At 67.8% G+C, this 14,721-nt stretch carries 14 protein-coding genes; 4 read left to right on the plus strand and 10 right to left on the minus strand.

The genetic code is table 11. The annotated features are described in order from the left end of the window. Positions 1-93: 93 nt before the first annotated feature. From nirB to QZ471_RS10660, 3 genes are all read left to right on the plus strand, one after another. Positions 94-2,643, plus strand: a complete 2,550-nt coding sequence (gene nirB, locus QZ471_RS10650) for a nitrite reductase large subunit NirB (protein ID WP_295463461.1) — start codon at positions 94-96, stop codon at positions 2,641-2,643. 2 nt (positions 2,644-2,645) lie between these two features. After that, entirely contained in the window at positions 2,646-3,002 is a 357-nt protein-coding gene (gene nirD, locus QZ471_RS10655) for a nitrite reductase small subunit NirD (protein ID WP_295463463.1), read from the plus strand. A 259-nt stretch (positions 3,003-3,261) separates the two neighbouring features. Further along, positions 3,262-3,462 carry a hypothetical protein gene (locus QZ471_RS10660; protein ID WP_295463465.1) on the plus strand — a complete coding sequence of 67 codons (201 nt, stop codon included), beginning with the start codon at positions 3,262-3,264 and terminating at the stop codon, positions 3,460-3,462. Positions 3,463-3,469: 7 nt separating this feature from the next. Here the strand turns inward: QZ471_RS10660 and QZ471_RS10665 are convergent, their stop codons facing one another. The 5 genes from QZ471_RS10665 to QZ471_RS10685 form a co-directional block, all read right to left on the minus strand. Next, entirely contained in the window at positions 3,470-6,004 is a 2,535-nt protein-coding gene (locus QZ471_RS10665; RefSeq protein WP_295463467.1) for a diguanylate cyclase, read from the minus strand. 155 nt (positions 6,005-6,159) lie between these two features. Next, positions 6,160-6,744 (minus strand): DUF4136 domain-containing protein, encoded by a 585-nt coding sequence (locus QZ471_RS10670; RefSeq protein ID WP_295463469.1) that lies wholly within the window; start codon positions 6,742-6,744, stop codon positions 6,160-6,162. A gap of 63 nt (positions 6,745-6,807) precedes the next feature. After that, the gene (locus QZ471_RS10675; RefSeq protein WP_295463471.1) at positions 6,808-7,419 is read right to left on the minus strand and encodes a DUF4136 domain-containing protein; all 612 of its coding nucleotides are present in this window, start codon (positions 7,417-7,419) and stop codon (positions 6,808-6,810) included. Positions 7,420-7,467: 48 nt separating this feature from the next. Beyond that, positions 7,468-8,220 carry a methyltransferase domain-containing protein gene (locus tag QZ471_RS10680; protein ID WP_295463473.1) on the minus strand — a complete coding sequence of 251 codons (753 nt, stop codon included), beginning with the start codon at positions 8,218-8,220 and terminating at the stop codon, positions 7,468-7,470. Further along, positions 8,217-8,522, minus strand: a complete 306-nt coding sequence (locus QZ471_RS10685) for a nucleotide pyrophosphohydrolase (protein WP_295463475.1) — start codon at positions 8,520-8,522, stop codon at positions 8,217-8,219. The genes QZ471_RS10680 and QZ471_RS10685 overlap by 4 nt, the downstream gene beginning before the upstream one ends. Before the next feature lie 115 nt (positions 8,523-8,637). Between QZ471_RS10685 and QZ471_RS10690 the strand changes: the two genes are divergently transcribed. Continuing rightward, positions 8,638-9,756: a hypothetical protein gene (locus tag QZ471_RS10690; RefSeq protein ID WP_295463477.1), complete on the plus strand. Its 1,119-nt coding sequence runs from the start codon at positions 8,638-8,640 to the stop codon at positions 9,754-9,756. Between the two features lie 274 nt (positions 9,757-10,030). On the opposite strand, the gene QZ471_RS10695 is transcribed toward QZ471_RS10690, so the two are convergent. From QZ471_RS10695 to QZ471_RS10715, 5 genes are all read right to left on the minus strand, one after another. Continuing rightward, positions 10,031-10,453: a GNAT family acetyltransferase gene (locus tag QZ471_RS10695; RefSeq protein WP_295463479.1), complete on the minus strand. Its 423-nt coding sequence runs from the start codon at positions 10,451-10,453 to the stop codon at positions 10,031-10,033. 265 nt (positions 10,454-10,718) lie between these two features. Beyond that, positions 10,719-11,744, minus strand: coding sequence for a peptide ABC transporter ATP-binding protein (locus tag QZ471_RS10700; RefSeq protein WP_295463481.1), 1,026 nt, complete (start codon positions 11,742-11,744; stop codon positions 10,719-10,721). Next, positions 11,731-12,762: an ABC transporter ATP-binding protein gene (locus tag QZ471_RS10705; RefSeq protein WP_295463483.1), complete on the minus strand. Its 1,032-nt coding sequence runs from the start codon at positions 12,760-12,762 to the stop codon at positions 11,731-11,733. Before QZ471_RS10705 ends, QZ471_RS10700 begins: the two co-directional genes overlap by 14 nt. Next, the gene (locus QZ471_RS10710; protein ID WP_295463485.1) at positions 12,759-13,670 is read right to left on the minus strand and encodes an ABC transporter permease subunit; all 912 of its coding nucleotides are present in this window, start codon (positions 13,668-13,670) and stop codon (positions 12,759-12,761) included. The genes QZ471_RS10705 and QZ471_RS10710 overlap by 4 nt, the downstream gene beginning before the upstream one ends. A 22-nt stretch (positions 13,671-13,692) precedes the next feature. Continuing rightward, entirely contained in the window at positions 13,693-14,703 is a 1,011-nt protein-coding gene (locus QZ471_RS10715) for an ABC transporter permease subunit (RefSeq protein ID WP_295463487.1), read from the minus strand. Positions 14,704-14,721: the final 18 nt, after the last annotated feature.

Here is a 14,721-nt window from a genome sequence, read left to right on the forward strand (position 1 = left end):
GAACAGGCAAAGGCGCCTGAGACCGCAAGGTTTCAGGCGCCTTTTTTATTGCCGCGAATCAACCTGATTGGCCTCGGCCGGGGGATAGCCTCCATGAACAGCATCGTGACCCGCAAAGAACGCCTGATCGTCGTCGGCAACGGCATGGTCGGTCATCACCTCGTCGAGCAACTGCTGGCGGCCGGTGCCCTGGATCACTACGAGATCCACGTCTTCGGCGAAGAGCGCCAGCGCGCCTATGACCGGGTGCACCTCTCCGAATACTTCGCCGGGCGCAACGCCGAATCCCTGGCCATGAGCGAAGCCGGTCTCTATGCCGTACCCGGCCTGATGCTGCACCTGGGCTGCGCGGTGACCGCCATCGATCGCGAACAGCGCGAGGTGCTGACCGCTGAGGGCGCCTTCGGTTACGACCGCCTGGTGCTGGCCACCGGCTCCTATCCCTTCGTGCCGCCCATCGAGGGCGCCGAGGGCGATTCGCGGCTGGTCTACCGTACCCTGGACGACCTGGACACCATCCGCATGGCGGCTGCCAAGGCCCGCCGCGGCGTGGTGGTCGGCGGCGGCCTGCTCGGTCTGGAAGCGGCCAATGCCCTGAAATCCCTGGGCCTGGAAGCCCATGTGGTGGAGTTCGCCCCGCGCCTGATGCCGGTGCAGCTGGACGATCTCGGCGGCGCCGCGCTCAAGCAGCGTATCGAGGACCTGGGCGTGGGCGTGCACCTGTCCAAGGCCACACAGAACATCACCGCCGGCAGCGAGTATCGCTATCGCATGAACTTCGCCGGTGAAGACTTCCTCGAGACCGACCTGGTGCTGTTCTCCGCCGGTATCCGCCCCCAGGACGCCCTGGCCCGTGGCTGCGGCCTGGAGCTCGGCCCCCGTGGCGGGGTGGCGGTGGACAATCTCTGCCTGACCAGCGATCCCGCCATCCATGCCATCGGCGAGTGCGCGGCCTGGAACGGCAGCATCTTCGGCCTGGTCGCCCCCGGCTACCAGATGGCGCGCCTGGTGGCCGCCGAACTCTGCCATGGCCAGAGCACCCCCTTCACCGGGGCCGACATGTCCACCAAGCTCAAGCTGCTGGGCGTGGACGTGGGCTCCATCGGCGATGCCCACGGCGCTACCCCGGGCGCGCGCAGCTATCGCTACATCGACGAGGCCAGTGCCAGCTATCGCCGTCTGGTGGTGTCCGCCGATGGCAAGCACGTCCTCGGCGCCGTGCTGGTGGGGGACAACAGCTACTACGACACCCTGCTGCAATACGCCCAGAACGGCATCCCGCTGCCTCAGGACCCGGCCAGCCTGATCATGCCGGTGGGCGAGGGCGCTCCGACCCTGGGCGCCGATGCCCTGCCGGACACCGCCACCCTCTGTTCCTGCCACAACGTCACCAAGGGCGCGGTCTGCGCCGCCATCGACGCCGGCTGCACCGATCTCGCCGGCATCAAGAGCTGCACCAAGGCCGGCACTGGTTGCGGCGGTTGCGCGGCGCTGGTGAAGCAGGTGTTCGAGCACGAGCTGATCGCCCGTGGCGTGGCGGTCGACAAGAGCCTCTGCGAGCACTTCGCCCATACCCGTCAGGAGCTCTATCACCTGGTGCGCGTGGAGGGTATCGAAAGCTTCGAGGAACTGCTGGCGCGCCATGGCCGCGGTCACCACGGCTGCGACATCTGCAAGCCGGCGGTGGGCTCCATCCTGGCGTCCTGCTGGAACGGCTCCATCCTTGATCCGCACCTGGTGCCGCTGCAGGACACCAACGACACCTTCATGGCCAACATGCAGAAGAACGGCACCTATTCGGTGGTGCCGCGCATCCCGGGCGGCGAGATCAGCCCGGAAGGCCTGATCGCCATCGGCCAGGTGGCGAAGAAATACGATCTCTACACCAAGATCACCGGCGGCCAGCGCATCGACCTGTTCGGCGCCCAACTGCACGAATTGCCGGACATCTGGGGCGAGCTGATCGCCGCCGGCTTCGAGACCGGCCACGCCTACGGCAAGTCGACCCGCACGGTGAAGAGCTGCGTGGGCAGCACCTGGTGCCGCTACGGGGTGCAGGACAGCGTCAAGATGGCGCTGGATATCGAGCACCGCTACAAGGGTCTGCGCTCGCCGCACAAGCTCAAGTTCGCCGTCAGCGGCTGCACCCGCGAATGCGCCGAGGCGCAGAGCAAGGACATCGGCGTGATCGCCACCGAGAACGGCTGGAACCTCTATGTCTGCGGCAACGGCGGCATGCGCCCGCGCCACGCCGAGCTGTTCGCCACCGACCTGGATGACGAAACCCTCATTCGCTACATCGACCGCCTGCTGATGTTCTACATCCGCACCGCCGACCGCCTGCAGCGCACCTCGGTGTGGCGCGAGTCCCTGGAGGGCGGGCTGGACTACCTCAAGCAGGTGATCATCGACGACAGCCTGGGCCTGGCCGCCGAGCTGGAAGCCCAGATGCAACTGGTGGTGGATCGCTACGAGTGCGAATGGGCCAATGCCCTCAACGATCCCGACAAGCTCAAGCGCTTCCGCACCTTCGTCAACGAGCGCGGCGGCGACCCGGACATCCACTTCGTCAAGGAGCGCGGCCAGCGCCGGCCGGCGCACGACCATGAACTTCAGCTGATCGCCGTCACCGAGGAGACCTGACCATGACCCAGACCAACACCGCACGCACCCTGCAACCGGCCTGGCAACCCCTATGCAGCCTGGCCGACCTGGTGCCCCGCTCCGGGGTGGTGGCCCTGCACCAGGGCGAGCAGGTGGCGCTGTTCTACCTGCCCGACACCGAGCAAAAGGTCTTCGCCGTGGGCAACCGCGATCCCAAGTCGGGCGCCAACGTGATCGGCCGCGGCATCGTCGGCCAGCTGGGCGGCGAGCTGGTGATCGCCTCGCCGCTGTACAAGCAGCACTTTCGCCTGAGCGACGGCGGCTGCCTGGAATACCCCGAGCAGGCGCTGCCCACCTGGGCGGTGCGGCTGAATGGGGACCAGGTGGAGATCGCCTGAGCTGGATCGGCCCTCACCCCAACCCTCTCCCGGAGGGAGAGGGGGCGGTAGGGCGCGGCGTTGAGCGGGTGCCGTAGCCTGGACAACGGCGAAGCCTTGTCCGGGAAGCGTGCCGTCTGCGGGGAACTGTTGCACCAGCGGTAGCGCAGCTTTGCGCAATGGGTGTCCGGCCGGGGCGGCGGAGCAGCCTGGATGGGTCGATACTGCAAAGGCAGGGCATTGTCCGTCGGACTGTCGCCATGCCCGGCAGGAGGTCACCATGCGCACCACAAGAACACTAGGTTCCTTGCTCTTCATCGTCCTGTTGCTCGCGCTCGCCGTGCTGGATGGCTGGCTGACGCGCGCGCCGCTGGAGCCGGTGCAGCTCGCCGATCCGGTCTGCACCCACGGCTATGCCCCCTACGGCTGTTATCCGGTCCCGGCGCGGGGCGGCGACTTCGGCTGGTTGGAACGACTCTGAGGCGTAGCTAAGTGGATGGCGGCATGCGGGCCAACAGGGGCGCCAGCTCGCTGGCGGCCAGGGCGATGTCGCCCCGGACCTCGTCGCAGGGCAGGTCGGGCAGCCAGTCCCATTGGGTCGCGGTCAGCCCCTCGATGACTACTCCTACGTCCAGTGACTGCCCGAGGATGGCCAGCGAGCGGACGACGGCCGGATCGGCCGAGCCGTTCGCACCGGGCGGCAGTCGGCCCAGGTCGAGGCGCACGCTGTCCATCGGCAGGCGGCGGACCTGGGCGAGTGCGGCGTAGCCCCCGGCGAAATCCGCCAGGCTCAGGCGCACGCCCAGCGCCTTGAGCGCGGCCAGCTGCTTCAGCCGCGCCTCGGTATCCTCCCGCAATGCCGCTTCGCTGACCTGGAGCTCCAGCCGTGCGGGCGCCAGGCCACTGTCCCTCAGGGCCTGGGCGACGCCGTCCGCCAGTGGCGCGAGGCCATTGAACTGGCGGGGCGACAGTCGCACCCCGACCTTGAGTCCGGCGGGCCAGGTCGTCGCCGCGCGACAGGCCTGGTCCAGCAGCCAGCTACCCAGGGGGAGGCTGAGGCCGCTGTCCTCGGCCAGCGGCAGGAAGGCGTCGGGGGGCAGCAGGCCGCGGGTCGGGTGCGTCCAGAACACCTGGGCCTCGCAGCCCAGCAGTTCGCCGTCGCGACTGGCCCGGTACGGCAGGAAGTGCAGGCACAGCTGGTCGCTGGCCTGCTCCACGGCCAGGCGCAGTTCCTGTTCCAGTTGGCGGCGCTGGCTGAGCTGGGCGTCCATGGCCGCGGCATAGAAACACCAGCCGTTACGTCCTGCAGCCTTGGCCTGGTAGAGCGCAATGTCGGCCAGCCGCAGCAGTTCCTCGGCCTGGGTGGCCTGGCCGGGCGCCTGGACGATGCCGATGCTGGTGCCGACGCTCACGGTCTGCTCGTCCAGGACGATGGGCTGGTTCAGGGCCGCCACCAGGCGCGCGCAGATCTGCTCGATCACCTCCGTGTCCAGGGCGCCCAGCAAGACCACGATGAATTCGTCGCCACCGATGCGGGCGACCAGTCCACCGGGGCGCAGGTTGGTCTGCAGACGCTGGGCGACCTTCTGCAGCACGCGGTCGCCGGCGGCGTGACCGAGGCTGTCGTTGATCGGCTTGAAGCGATCCAGGTCCAGGCTGAGCAGGGTGAGGGGCGCCGCTGTTCCCATGAGCTGACCGGCGAGGAATTGCTGCAGATGCAGGCGGTTGGAGAGACCGGTCAGGCTGTCGTGCAGGGACAGGTGTTCGATTTCCGCCTGGGCGGTGACCGCGGCCGTGATGTCACTGGCGGTACCGCGGTAGCCGGTGCCCTGGGGCAGCGGCCGGGCGGTGATCTCGCAGATGCGGGGCTGGCCCAGGCGGTCGCGATAGTGGCAGCGCAGCACTTCGCGCTCATCGCTACGCTGGGTGCTGGCGGCGAGCCAGGCGGCCAGGGTGGTCGTCTCGGGGCTGAACAGCTCGGCCAGGGAACGGCCCAGCCAGCTGTGCGGGGTATTGCCGGTGACCCGGGCGAAGCCCTCGGACAGATAGGAGATCCGGCCTTCGGTATCGACCTCCCAGAGCCAATCGGAGGCCGCCTCGGCCAGGTCGCGAAAGCGTCTTTCGCTGCGGGTCAGCTCCGCCTGGCTGGCGACCAGGGCATCGAACTGCTCGTCGAGCTGGCGGGCCGAACTCAGGGCGTGGCGGATCAACAGCGCCAGTACCAGGGCCAGCATCAGTACCCCGGCGAGAAACACCGGCAGGGTCTGGTGCAGGAGGTGGGCACCGGGTTGAGGCGGCTGCCAGTTGAGCAGCCAGGGCGAGTCCAGCAGGCGCATGGACTCGAAGCCTTGCAGGGGTAGCTGCGAGGGCTGTAGTGCCGGCAGACCGTAGGTGTCGCTCAGGTGGTCCAGCTTGACCGGATCGAGCACGTTGACGAACAGCATCACCGACGGCGTCCCGCCCTCGGGGGCGACGCTGTAGCTGGCGCCGGGGGTGATGGTCGCCGCCGCGACCAGCGCGGGTACCCCGGCGACGCCGAACAGGCGTACCACGCTGTCGGTTTCCCCGGGGTGATCGCGCGTCGCCGCCAGCAGCTCGGTCAGGTCCCCTTGCAGCCACTGCTCGACAGGACGCTGCGTAGGCACCCCGTCGATCACCGCATAGACGGTGCGATCTTCCGGGTTCAGGACGAACACGCCGTTGTAGCCGTAGAGTTCGTAGGGAATGTCGCCGACGTTGCGTTCGTCGTTGGCCCAGAACAGGTCCACGGTCAGGTGCAGGTGCTTGTAGGCCTCGCCCCACTTGGCGTAGTTGATGATGTTGTGGCCGATCTCGTTCTGCACCTGGGCCAGGGTCCGGGCGATATAGGTCTGGGCGCGTTGCTGGACGTCGGCATCCTGGCTGGTGGCGGTCTTGATCAGCAGGTAGCAGCCCAGGCCGAGCAGGATCGGCAGGGCGCAGATGACCGGAAACAGCCGCAGCAGGAGGTTATGGCTACGACGGGTGGCGACGGGTGACGACATGCAGGACCTGATACGGGGCGGCGGCTAGGCGTTCGGTTGGCCGCCTTAATCCGTCCGTGGAGTGACTGGCCGGAGGCCATTATCCGTATGCCCGGGCCGCGAGCCCCCCGCCTTCTGACCGGGGGTGACGGGGGGCCCCCGGACGGTCGTTGCGCTTAGCGGTGGGGCGGGTAGGCGGTCAGCAGCTCGTTGACCAGACGGCCGAAGGCGGCGTTGCGTTGGGCGGGCGTGGCGTTCTGGTCGTCCGCCAGGCGCTCTTCGCTGGCGCGCCAGACCAGCTTGCCATCGCGACCGTCGAGCATGTCGAGCTGCACCGTCATCACCGGATAGCTGACGGTCTGGGTGCGCACGTAGCCCGGACCCCAGGGGCCAGGACCCCAACCAGGACCCCAGGGGCCACCCCAGCCGCCACCCCAGTAAGGATCGGCATAGCTGTAGCTTTGCTGGCGCTGGTCGAGGATCACATAGAGCTTGATCTTCAGGTCCGGCCGGGTACCGACCGCAGCAGGTCTCAGCCCGCGCTGATCGAGGCCGCCGCTGACCGCATCGCGCAGGCGCTGCTCGGTGAGATCGCTGCGGATGCGCGGATCGTTGGGGCGGTACTCGATGGCCGGATCGGCCCAGCTCCAGCTGCGATAGGCGGCGAAATCGCGGCTGGCATCGTAGTCCAGATTGTTTGGCCCCCGCTCGGCGCAGGCGGCGAGCAGCATGACCGAAAGCAGGAGCAGGCAACGTTTCATGGGCAGGCCTCGACGATGAGGTAGTCAGTGTGCTTGGACTGGCTTAAGGACGACTTATCCCCGTCAGCGTGGCGGATAGTTGGCCAGCAGCCGCTGGGCAGTATCCCTCAGGGTCCGGGCGCGTTCGCCGCTGCTGCCGCCCGCGGCCTGTTCGGCGGCGGAATGCCAGAGCAGGCGGCCGGTGGCAGGGTCCAGCAGTTCCACCTCCAGCACGTCGACCACGTAGGTGCGAGTACGGGTGCGCGCCTGGCCGATCGTGGCGCCATAGCCGGGGCCGTAGCCATAGGGGCCGTAGCCGCCATAGCCATAGTTGGTGTCGTAATAGTCGGTGTACTGCTCGCTGCGCTGTTGCTGGGTGAGGCGGGCGCGTACCTGCAGGTCGGCGCGGACGCCGCCTACGGCCGGACGCAGGCCTCGCTGGTCGAGACCGTCGGCCACCACCTGCTGCACGGTCTGCCCGTCCAGGCCGCCACTGACTACCGCCGCACCGGGCGCCCAGGTCCAGGTCCGGTAGCGACTCCAATCGATGGGGGCCGCCGGATAGGCCGCCGGATCCTGCTGCGGCAGCACCGGCGCGGAGGCCTCCGGCAGGCTGCTGGCGACATAGGGGTTGGGGCTCTGGCAACCGGCCAGGGTGAACAGCGCGAGCGACAGGCAGAACAGGGGGCGACGCATGACCTCTTCCTCGACGGAATGCCTGGCCAGAGCATACCGTGCCCGGCGCTATCCTGCCTTAGCCTGGCAGAGCCAGTGCAGGTAGCGCCCCAGGCCGGCGAAGACCGGGTGGCGCCGCTGGGCCAGCTCCATGGCCACCAGTTCCTCTCCGTCCGCGCGGGACTGGAAGTCCGTTGGCATGTAGTCGTGGAAGACACGCACGCCGCTGCGGGCCTGGATCTGCCACTCTGGCGCCAGCCAGGTCTCCACCTCACGGGGATCGAGGGGCTGCTGCGGGGTGAGGCCGCGACCTTCTCCGGCGTAGTGACCACGCTTGAGCTTGCGGAAATGTCCCTTGAGCAGGTTGCGATAGATCAGGGCGTCGCGGTTGTAGAAGGCCAGGGACAGCCAGCCGTCTGGAGCCAGGCAACGGTGCAGGGTGGGCAGGATGGCGGTGGGCGTCTCCAGCCATTCCAGCACGGCGTGGCAGAGCACCAGGTCGAAGGGTTCAGCGAAGCGGGGCAGCTCCTGCCAGGGCAGCGCCAGCCAGTCGGCGCTGAGGCCGGCTGCGGCGAAGGCTTCCTGGGCGCCGGCGAGCATGGGCGCCGAAGGCTCGGCCAGGGTCACCGCATGGCCCTGCCGGGCTAGCCAGAGACTCATGTGGCCGAGGCCGGCACCTATGTCCAGCACCCGCAGCGGGCGTTGCGGCAGCACCTCGGCGAGGTCCGCCTGCAGCACGGCGAGGCGAATGGCGCCCTTGGTGCCGCCATAGATGTTGGCGGCGAAGCGGGTGGCACGGTCGTCGAAGAAGGTATCGCTCACGGCAGGAAGCGCCTCTCGTTGTCGGCCAGCTTGGCCAGTACCGCCTGCTCCACGTCCAGCCCCAGTTCGCTGCCCAGTTGCAGCAGATAGAGCAACACGTCGGCGATCTCCTGGCCGGCATGGTCGCGCTCGGCAGCGCTCAACTCGCGCGCCTCGACGTCGCTCTTCCACTGGAAGATCTCCACCAGTTCGGCCATCTCGACGCTGGCGGCCATCGCCAGGTTCTTGGGGTTGTGATAGCGCCGCCAGGCGTTGGCATCGCGGATGGCGTGAAGGCGGGAGAGCAGGGCGGGGAGGTCCATGGGCGTCCGAGGGTCGCGGAAAAGGCTCATTGTCCCACGGGTGAGTGACGCCTGTAGAGGACAGCCTGACGCCGCTGCTCTACCCTTGGGCCATCGAGGCAAAGTTGGAGACCCTATGAGATTTCGCCTGTCTGGGCTGTGGTTGGCGCTGATCCTGTCCATCGGCACCGCCCATGCCGAGAAGCTGCTGCTGGAAGGCACCCTCGGCAAGGCCGCCGTGGTGGTGGACGTCGACACGGCGGCGGGGGATGAGGCCTATGGTCGCTATTTCTATGACCGCTACCGACGTGATCTGCGGCTGAGCGGTCCGGCGCAGTCGGGTGACCAACTGAAGTTGGAGGAAGGTGCGCCCTGGCAGGAAGGCCCCAAGGCAAGCTGGTCGCTGACCCGTGGCCAGGACGGGCGCTGGACCGGCACCTGGAGCGGCGACGGCAAGACCCTGCCTGTCGTCCTGGCGCCCCTGCAATTGGCGCAGGCTGCCGCCACGGATCGCTATCGGCAGCAGCTGCGCCAGGACGATCCCTATGAGTTTCGCCGTCTGCAGGGACTCAAGCTGGAACAGGGCGAACGCCAGACCTTCATGGGCCGCGAGCTGCGCTGGTGGCGCGAGCCCATCTCGGGCATGCGGCTGTTTACCGTGACAGACGCCAGCGCGGCGGCCAATGCCGTGCTGCGTGAGCGACTCTGGGCGGAGGTGGATGCCCATCTGAGCTGCGTCGGCAGCGACGGCGAGCACAGCCTGACGGTGACGCCCCAGTTGCTCACCGAGCGGGTGCTCAGCATCAATCTGTTCAGCCAGTACAGCTGTAGCGGCGCCGCCCATCCGGATTTCGGCAGTGCGCCCCTGACCCTGGATCTCAAGAGCGGCCAGGAGCTGGCGCTGGAGGATGTTCTTTGGCTGGGCCACGGCAAGCCGATTCGACCCGCGGCGGAAGATCGCTATTCCCAGGCCTTGGCGGACTATCGGCAGAAGACCCTGGCGCCCTGGGTGATACGGCTGTTCATTCGCCTGTATCCCGAGTTGATGCAGGCCCCGGCCGACGGTGACGGCTGCGACTACCGCAGCGCCGACGTCTGGCAATTCGCCCCCTGGTACCTCACGCCCAAGGGGCTTTACCTGGGCCCGACCTTCTACCGCGCCGCACGCAACTGCGACGAACCTGGCGGCACCCTGGTGCCCTACGCCGAGGTCCGCAAGCATCCGGGGCCGCGGGTGGACTTGTTACCGCGCTAGTAGGCAGGTTGGGCGTCCTCGCGCTTCGCATTCGGGATACCCGTAGCGGTACGTCAGACCCCGATCACGGTCGTGGCGGTCCGCCGATGCGGCCGCTCCTAACGAGCGGAGCCTGCAGGGATATCGCGATCTCGCTGGGGCAATGGCATCGAGCGCCGTTCGGATACCCCCCTCTCCCTGCGGGAGAGGGTTGGGGTGAGGGCGTCTCCCAGTAACAGGTGCCCAGGGGAAAAGGCCAAGCCCGGAAGACAGCCGCAGCGGCCCAGTGGGGCCATCAGAGCTCGTCGTCGATCAGCCGCTTGCCTAGGGTGATGGCCTCCACCTCCGCATAGCCCAGGGCCGCGTAGAACTCGGTCACCGCCGTATTCTCGCGGCGCACCATCAGGTGCAGCTTGGGGCAGCCCCGTTCGATCAGCAGGCGTTCGGCGGTTTCCACCAGGCGCCGGGCATAGCCCCGGCGACGGTGCTCCGGTGCCACCGCCAGGTAATAGAGCCAGCCGCGATGGCCGTCGTTGCCGATCATGGCGCTGGCCATGAGGGTGCTGTTCACCTCGCCCACCAGGAACAGCTCTGGCTGCTCGGCGAGCTTGCGCTGGATGTCGCGGTGGGGATCGTTCCAGGGGCGAGTCAGGCCGCAGATCTGCCAGAGGCTGACCACGGCCTCGGTATCGTCGGGGTGGAAGGGGCGGATGTGCATGGGGAGTTCGGCAGCGGAGCGAAGCCGAAAGATAGCAGACAGTAGGGCCTAATTTTGTGCTTCGAGGGTGGTGCTGGCTCTAACGGCTCTAGCTGCTCTATCGCGGCCATGGGCCGCTCCTACGGGCTCCCATACACCCTGTAGGAGCGGCCCATGGCCGCGATAAGTGCTATGACGTGGAAAACCGCAGCGCGTTTTCCAGCTGGTAGGCGCGCTGCCAGGATGCAGGCGGGGAGGCCGCGCCTGCACCCGGCATTGCCCATCCCTACAGGAAGTTCTCCGCATAGTGACAGGCCACCTTGCGGGCTTCCACGTTGCGCAGGGCCGGCACCTCCGTCTTGCACTTTTCCGTCGCATAGGGGCAGCGACGGTGGAAGACACAACCGGGTGGCGGGTCCAGCGGATTGGGCAGTTCGCCCTGGATGCGGATGCGCGGCTTGCTCGGGTCCGGGTGTAGACTCGGGGTCGCCGACAGCAGCATCTGGGTGTAGGGATGCAGCGGCCGTTCGAACAGCAGGTCGCGGCTAGTCTTCTCGACGATGCAGCCGAGGTACATCACCATCACCTCATCGGCGATGTGGCGCACCACCGAGAGGTTGTGGGAGATGAACACATAGGCCGTGCGGTACTGCTGCTGCAGGTCCATGAACAGGTTGAGCACCTGCGCCTGGATGGACACGTCCAGCGCCGAGGTCGGCTCGTCCGCCACCAGCACCTTGGGCTGCAGCATCATGGCGCGGGCCACGGCGATGCGCTGGCGCTGGCCGCCGGAGAACATGTGCGGATAGCGCTGATAGTGCTCGGGGCGCAAGCCCACCTGCTGCATCATCGCCTGCACCTTCTCGCGCCTTTCGGTGCGGGAGAGATCGGTATTGATCTTCAGCGGCTCGGCCAACTGGTCGCCGATCTTGCGCCGCGGGTTGAGCGAGGCATAGGGGTTCTGGAACACCATCTGCACCTCGCGGCGCAGCTCCTTGCGCCGGGCGGCGTCGGCTTGGGCCACGTCCTGGCCACCGATGACCAGGCTGCCGGCGGTGGGCTGCTCGATCAGGGTCAGGGCGCGGGCCAGGGTGGACTTGCCACAGCCGGATTCGCCCACCACGGCCAGGGTACGCCCGGCCTGGAGATCGAAGGAGACGCCGTTGAGCGCCTTGACCGTGGCGCTGTCCTTGAACAGGCCGCGAGAGAGCCGATAGTGCTGAGTCAGGTTCTTGGCTTCGAGCACGAGGGGCTCGGACGCCTGCCCCTGGTGAGCGGGGCTAGCGAGGACGGTGGCTTCAGACGGCGCCATGGCGATCCTCCGGCAATTGGCTGGGTCGTTGATGTTCGGGCAGTACCTCGGGGGCCTCGCCCGGAGCGACGTTGCGCGGGAAGAAGCAGCGCACCGCACCGCGGTCGTAGGGCTCCAGCGCCGGGCGCTCCTGGCAGCGCGGCTGCACATAGGGGCAGCGCGGACTGAGCAGGCAACCGGCGGGACGGTCGTAGCGACCGGGGACGATGCCCGGCAGGGTGTGCAGGCGATCCGTCTGGCTGTGTTCGGGAATGGCCGCCAGCAGGGCTTCGGTATAGGGATGCGCGGGGGCATCGAACAGGGTCGGCACCACGCCTTTCTCCACCGCCTGGCCGGCATACATCACCACCACGCGCTGGGCGGTCTCGGCCACCACGGCGAGGTCGTGGGTGATGAGGATCAGCCCCATGCCCTCGTCGCGCTGCAGGTTGACCAGCAGCTCCATGATCTGCGCCTGGATGGTCACGTCCAGAGCAGTGGTGGGTTCGTCGGCGATCAGCAGGCGCGGCTCGGCGGCGATGGCCATGGCGATGGCCACGCGCTGGCTCATGCCTCCGGACAGCTGGTGCGGATAAGCGCCCAGGCGACTGGCCGCGGCCGGGATCTCGACCTTTTCCAGCAGCTCTAGGGCGCGCTGGCGAGCGGCGCGACCCTTGAGACCGAGGTGCTGGCGGATCACCTCTTCCAGCTGGAAGCCCACGGTATAGCTGGGGTTGAGCGCCGTCATCGGGTCCTGGAAGACCATCGACAGCTCCTTGCCGATCAGGTGGCGCCGGCGGCGACCCTTGAGGCTGAGCAGGTCCTGGCCGTCGAAGTGCAGCCGGTCGGCGGTGATGCGGCCGGGGTGATCGATGAGGCCCATCACGGCCATCATGGTCACCGACTTGCCGGAGCCGGATTCGCCGACGATGGCGACGATCTCGCCCTGATCCACCGTGAGATCGAGGCCTTCCACCACCGGTGGGGCGTCGGCGCCGCCGAAGCGCACCGAGAGATTCTGGATTTCGAGGAGGCTCATGACTGCACCTTCAGACGCGGATCGAGGGCATCGCGCAGGCCGTCGCCCATCAGGTTGATGGCCAGCACGGTGAGGAGGATGGCGAGGCCCGGCAGGGTCACCACCCACCAGGCGCGCTCGATGTAGTCGCGGGCCGAGGCCAGCATGGTGCCCCACTCGGGGGTCGGCGGCTGCACGCCGAGGCCGAGGAAGCCCAGAGCGGCGGCATCGAGGATCGCCGAGGAGAAGCTCAGGGTGGCCTGGACGATCAGCGGCGCCATGCAATTGGGCAGCACGCTGACGAACATCAGCCGCAGGGTGCCGGCACCGGCCAGCCGCGAGGCGGTGACGTAGTCGCGATGCAACTCGCCCATCACCGCGGCGCGGGTCAGACGCACATAGGAGGGCAACGAGACCACGGCGATGGCCACCACGGTGTTGATCAGGCCTGGGCCGAGGATGGCGACGATGGCCACCGCCAGCAGCAGCGAAGGCAGCGCCAGCATGATGTCCATCAGGCGCATGATCACCGGGCCGGCGCGGTTCGGCGAGAAGCCGGCGACCAGGCCGAGCAGGATGCCGGGGATCAGCGAGAAGACTACCGAGGCGAGACCGATCAGCAGCGACAGCCGGGCGCCGTGGATCAACCGGCTGAGGATGTCGCGACCGAGTTCGTCGGTTCCCAGGGGGAACTGGCTGGTGCCGCCTTCCAGCCACAGCGGCGGGGTGAGCATGAAGTCGCGGAACTGCTCGCTGGGCGCATGGGGCGCGACCCAGGGCGCGAAGAGCGCGCAGAACACCACGATGACCATGAAGACCAGCCCGCCCAGGGCGCCCTTGTTGCGGGCGAAGGCGTGCCAGAATTCCTTGAAAGGGGAGGGGTAGAGGGCGCTCGGGTCTTGAGCGGCCGGGGTGTTTACCGTTGTCATAGGCTCTGTCCGTGCGGGTGCATCAACGCTGGTGGCGGATGCGCGGGTTGACCAGGCCGTAGAGGATGTCCACGACGAAATTGACCAGGATGACCAGGGTGGCGATCAGCAGGATGCCGTTCTGCACCACCGGGTAGTCACGAGCGCCGATGGCCTCGATCAGCCACTTGCCGATGCCGGGCCAGGAGAAGATGGTCTCGGTCAGCACCGCCCCGGAGAGCAGGCTGCCCACCTGCAGGCCGAGCACGGTCAGCACCGGGATCAGGGCATTGCGCAGGGCATGGACGAAGACCACGCGGGCCGGCGACAGGCCCTTGGCCCGGGCCGTGCGGACATAGTCTTCGCGCAGCACCTCGAGCATGGCCGAGCGGGTCATGCGGGCGATCACCGCCAGGGGAATGGTGCCCACCACGATGGCCGGCAGGATCAGGTGCTTGAGCGCATCGACGAAGGCGCCGGGCTCGTCGGAGAGCAGGGTGTCGATGAGCATGAAGCCGGTGCGCGGCGGGATGTCGTAGAGCAGGTCCAGACGGCCGGAGACCGGGGTCCAGCCGAGTTGGACCGAGAACAGCATGATCAGCAGCAGGCCCCACCAGAAGATCGGCATGGAGTAGCCGGTCAGGGCTGCGCCCATCACCCCGTGGTCCACCGTGGTGCCGCGCCTCAGGGCGGCAAGGATGCCGGCCAGCACGCCGAACACCGTGGCGAACAGCATGGCCGACACGGTCAGTTCGAAGGTGGCGGGGAACAGGGTGGTGAATTCGTCCCAGACCCCGACGCGACTGCGCAGGGACTCGCCGAGGTTGCCCTGGGCGAGGTTGCCGATGTAGTCGAAATACTGCTGGTACAGGGGCTTGTCGAGGCCCAGGCGGTGCATGGCTTCGGCGTGCATCTGCGGATCGACGCGGCGTTCGCCCATCATGACCTCCACCGGATCGCCGGGGATGAGGCGGATCAGGGCGAAGGTCAACAGGGTGACGCCGAAGAACGTCGGTATCAGCAGCCCGAAGCGACGGGCGATGAAGGCGAGCATCGGAGGGGGTATCTCCTC

Source organism: uncultured Pseudomonas sp., from assembly GCF_913774235.1.
GTDB lineage: Bacteria > Pseudomonadota > Gammaproteobacteria > Pseudomonadales > Pseudomonadaceae > Chryseomonas.

Bases quoted from the DNA above. Each gene is read 5' to 3' on its own strand.
- QZ471_RS10705 (WP_295463483.1), bottom strand. From the start codon at position 12,762: ATGAGCCTCCTCGAAATCCAGAATCTCTCGGTGCGCTTCGGCGGCGCC.
- QZ471_RS10660 (WP_295463465.1), top strand. From the start codon at position 3,262: ATGCGCACCACAAGAACACTAGGTTCCTTGCTCTTCATCGTCCTGTTG.
- QZ471_RS10675 (WP_295463471.1), bottom strand. From the start codon at position 7,419: ATGCGTCGCCCCCTGTTCTGCCTGTCGCTCGCGCTGTTCACCCTGGCC.
- QZ471_RS10710 (WP_295463485.1), bottom strand. From the start codon at position 13,670: ATGACAACGGTAAACACCCCGGCCGCTCAAGACCCGAGCGCCCTCTAC.
- QZ471_RS10700 (WP_295463481.1), bottom strand. From the start codon at position 11,744: ATGGCGCCGTCTGAAGCCACCGTCCTCGCTAGCCCCGCTCACCAGGGG.
- nirD (WP_295463463.1), top strand. From the start codon at position 2,646: ATGACCCAGACCAACACCGCACGCACCCTGCAACCGGCCTGGCAACCC.
- QZ471_RS10685 (WP_295463475.1), bottom strand. From the start codon at position 8,522: ATGGACCTCCCCGCCCTGCTCTCCCGCCTTCACGCCATCCGCGATGCC.
- QZ471_RS10690 (WP_295463477.1), top strand. From the start codon at position 8,638: ATGAGATTTCGCCTGTCTGGGCTGTGGTTGGCGCTGATCCTGTCCATC.
- QZ471_RS10670 (WP_295463469.1), bottom strand. From the start codon at position 6,744: ATGAAACGTTGCCTGCTCCTGCTTTCGGTCATGCTGCTCGCCGCCTGC.
- nirB (WP_295463461.1), top strand. From the start codon at position 94: ATGAACAGCATCGTGACCCGCAAAGAACGCCTGATCGTCGTCGGCAAC.
- QZ471_RS10715 (WP_295463487.1), bottom strand. From the start codon at position 14,703: ATGCTCGCCTTCATCGCCCGTCGCTTCGGGCTGCTGATACCGACGTTC.
- QZ471_RS10695 (WP_295463479.1), bottom strand. From the start codon at position 10,453: ATGCACATCCGCCCCTTCCACCCCGACGATACCGAGGCCGTGGTCAGC.
- QZ471_RS10665 (WP_295463467.1), bottom strand. From the start codon at position 6,004: ATGTCGTCACCCGTCGCCACCCGTCGTAGCCATAACCTCCTGCTGCGG.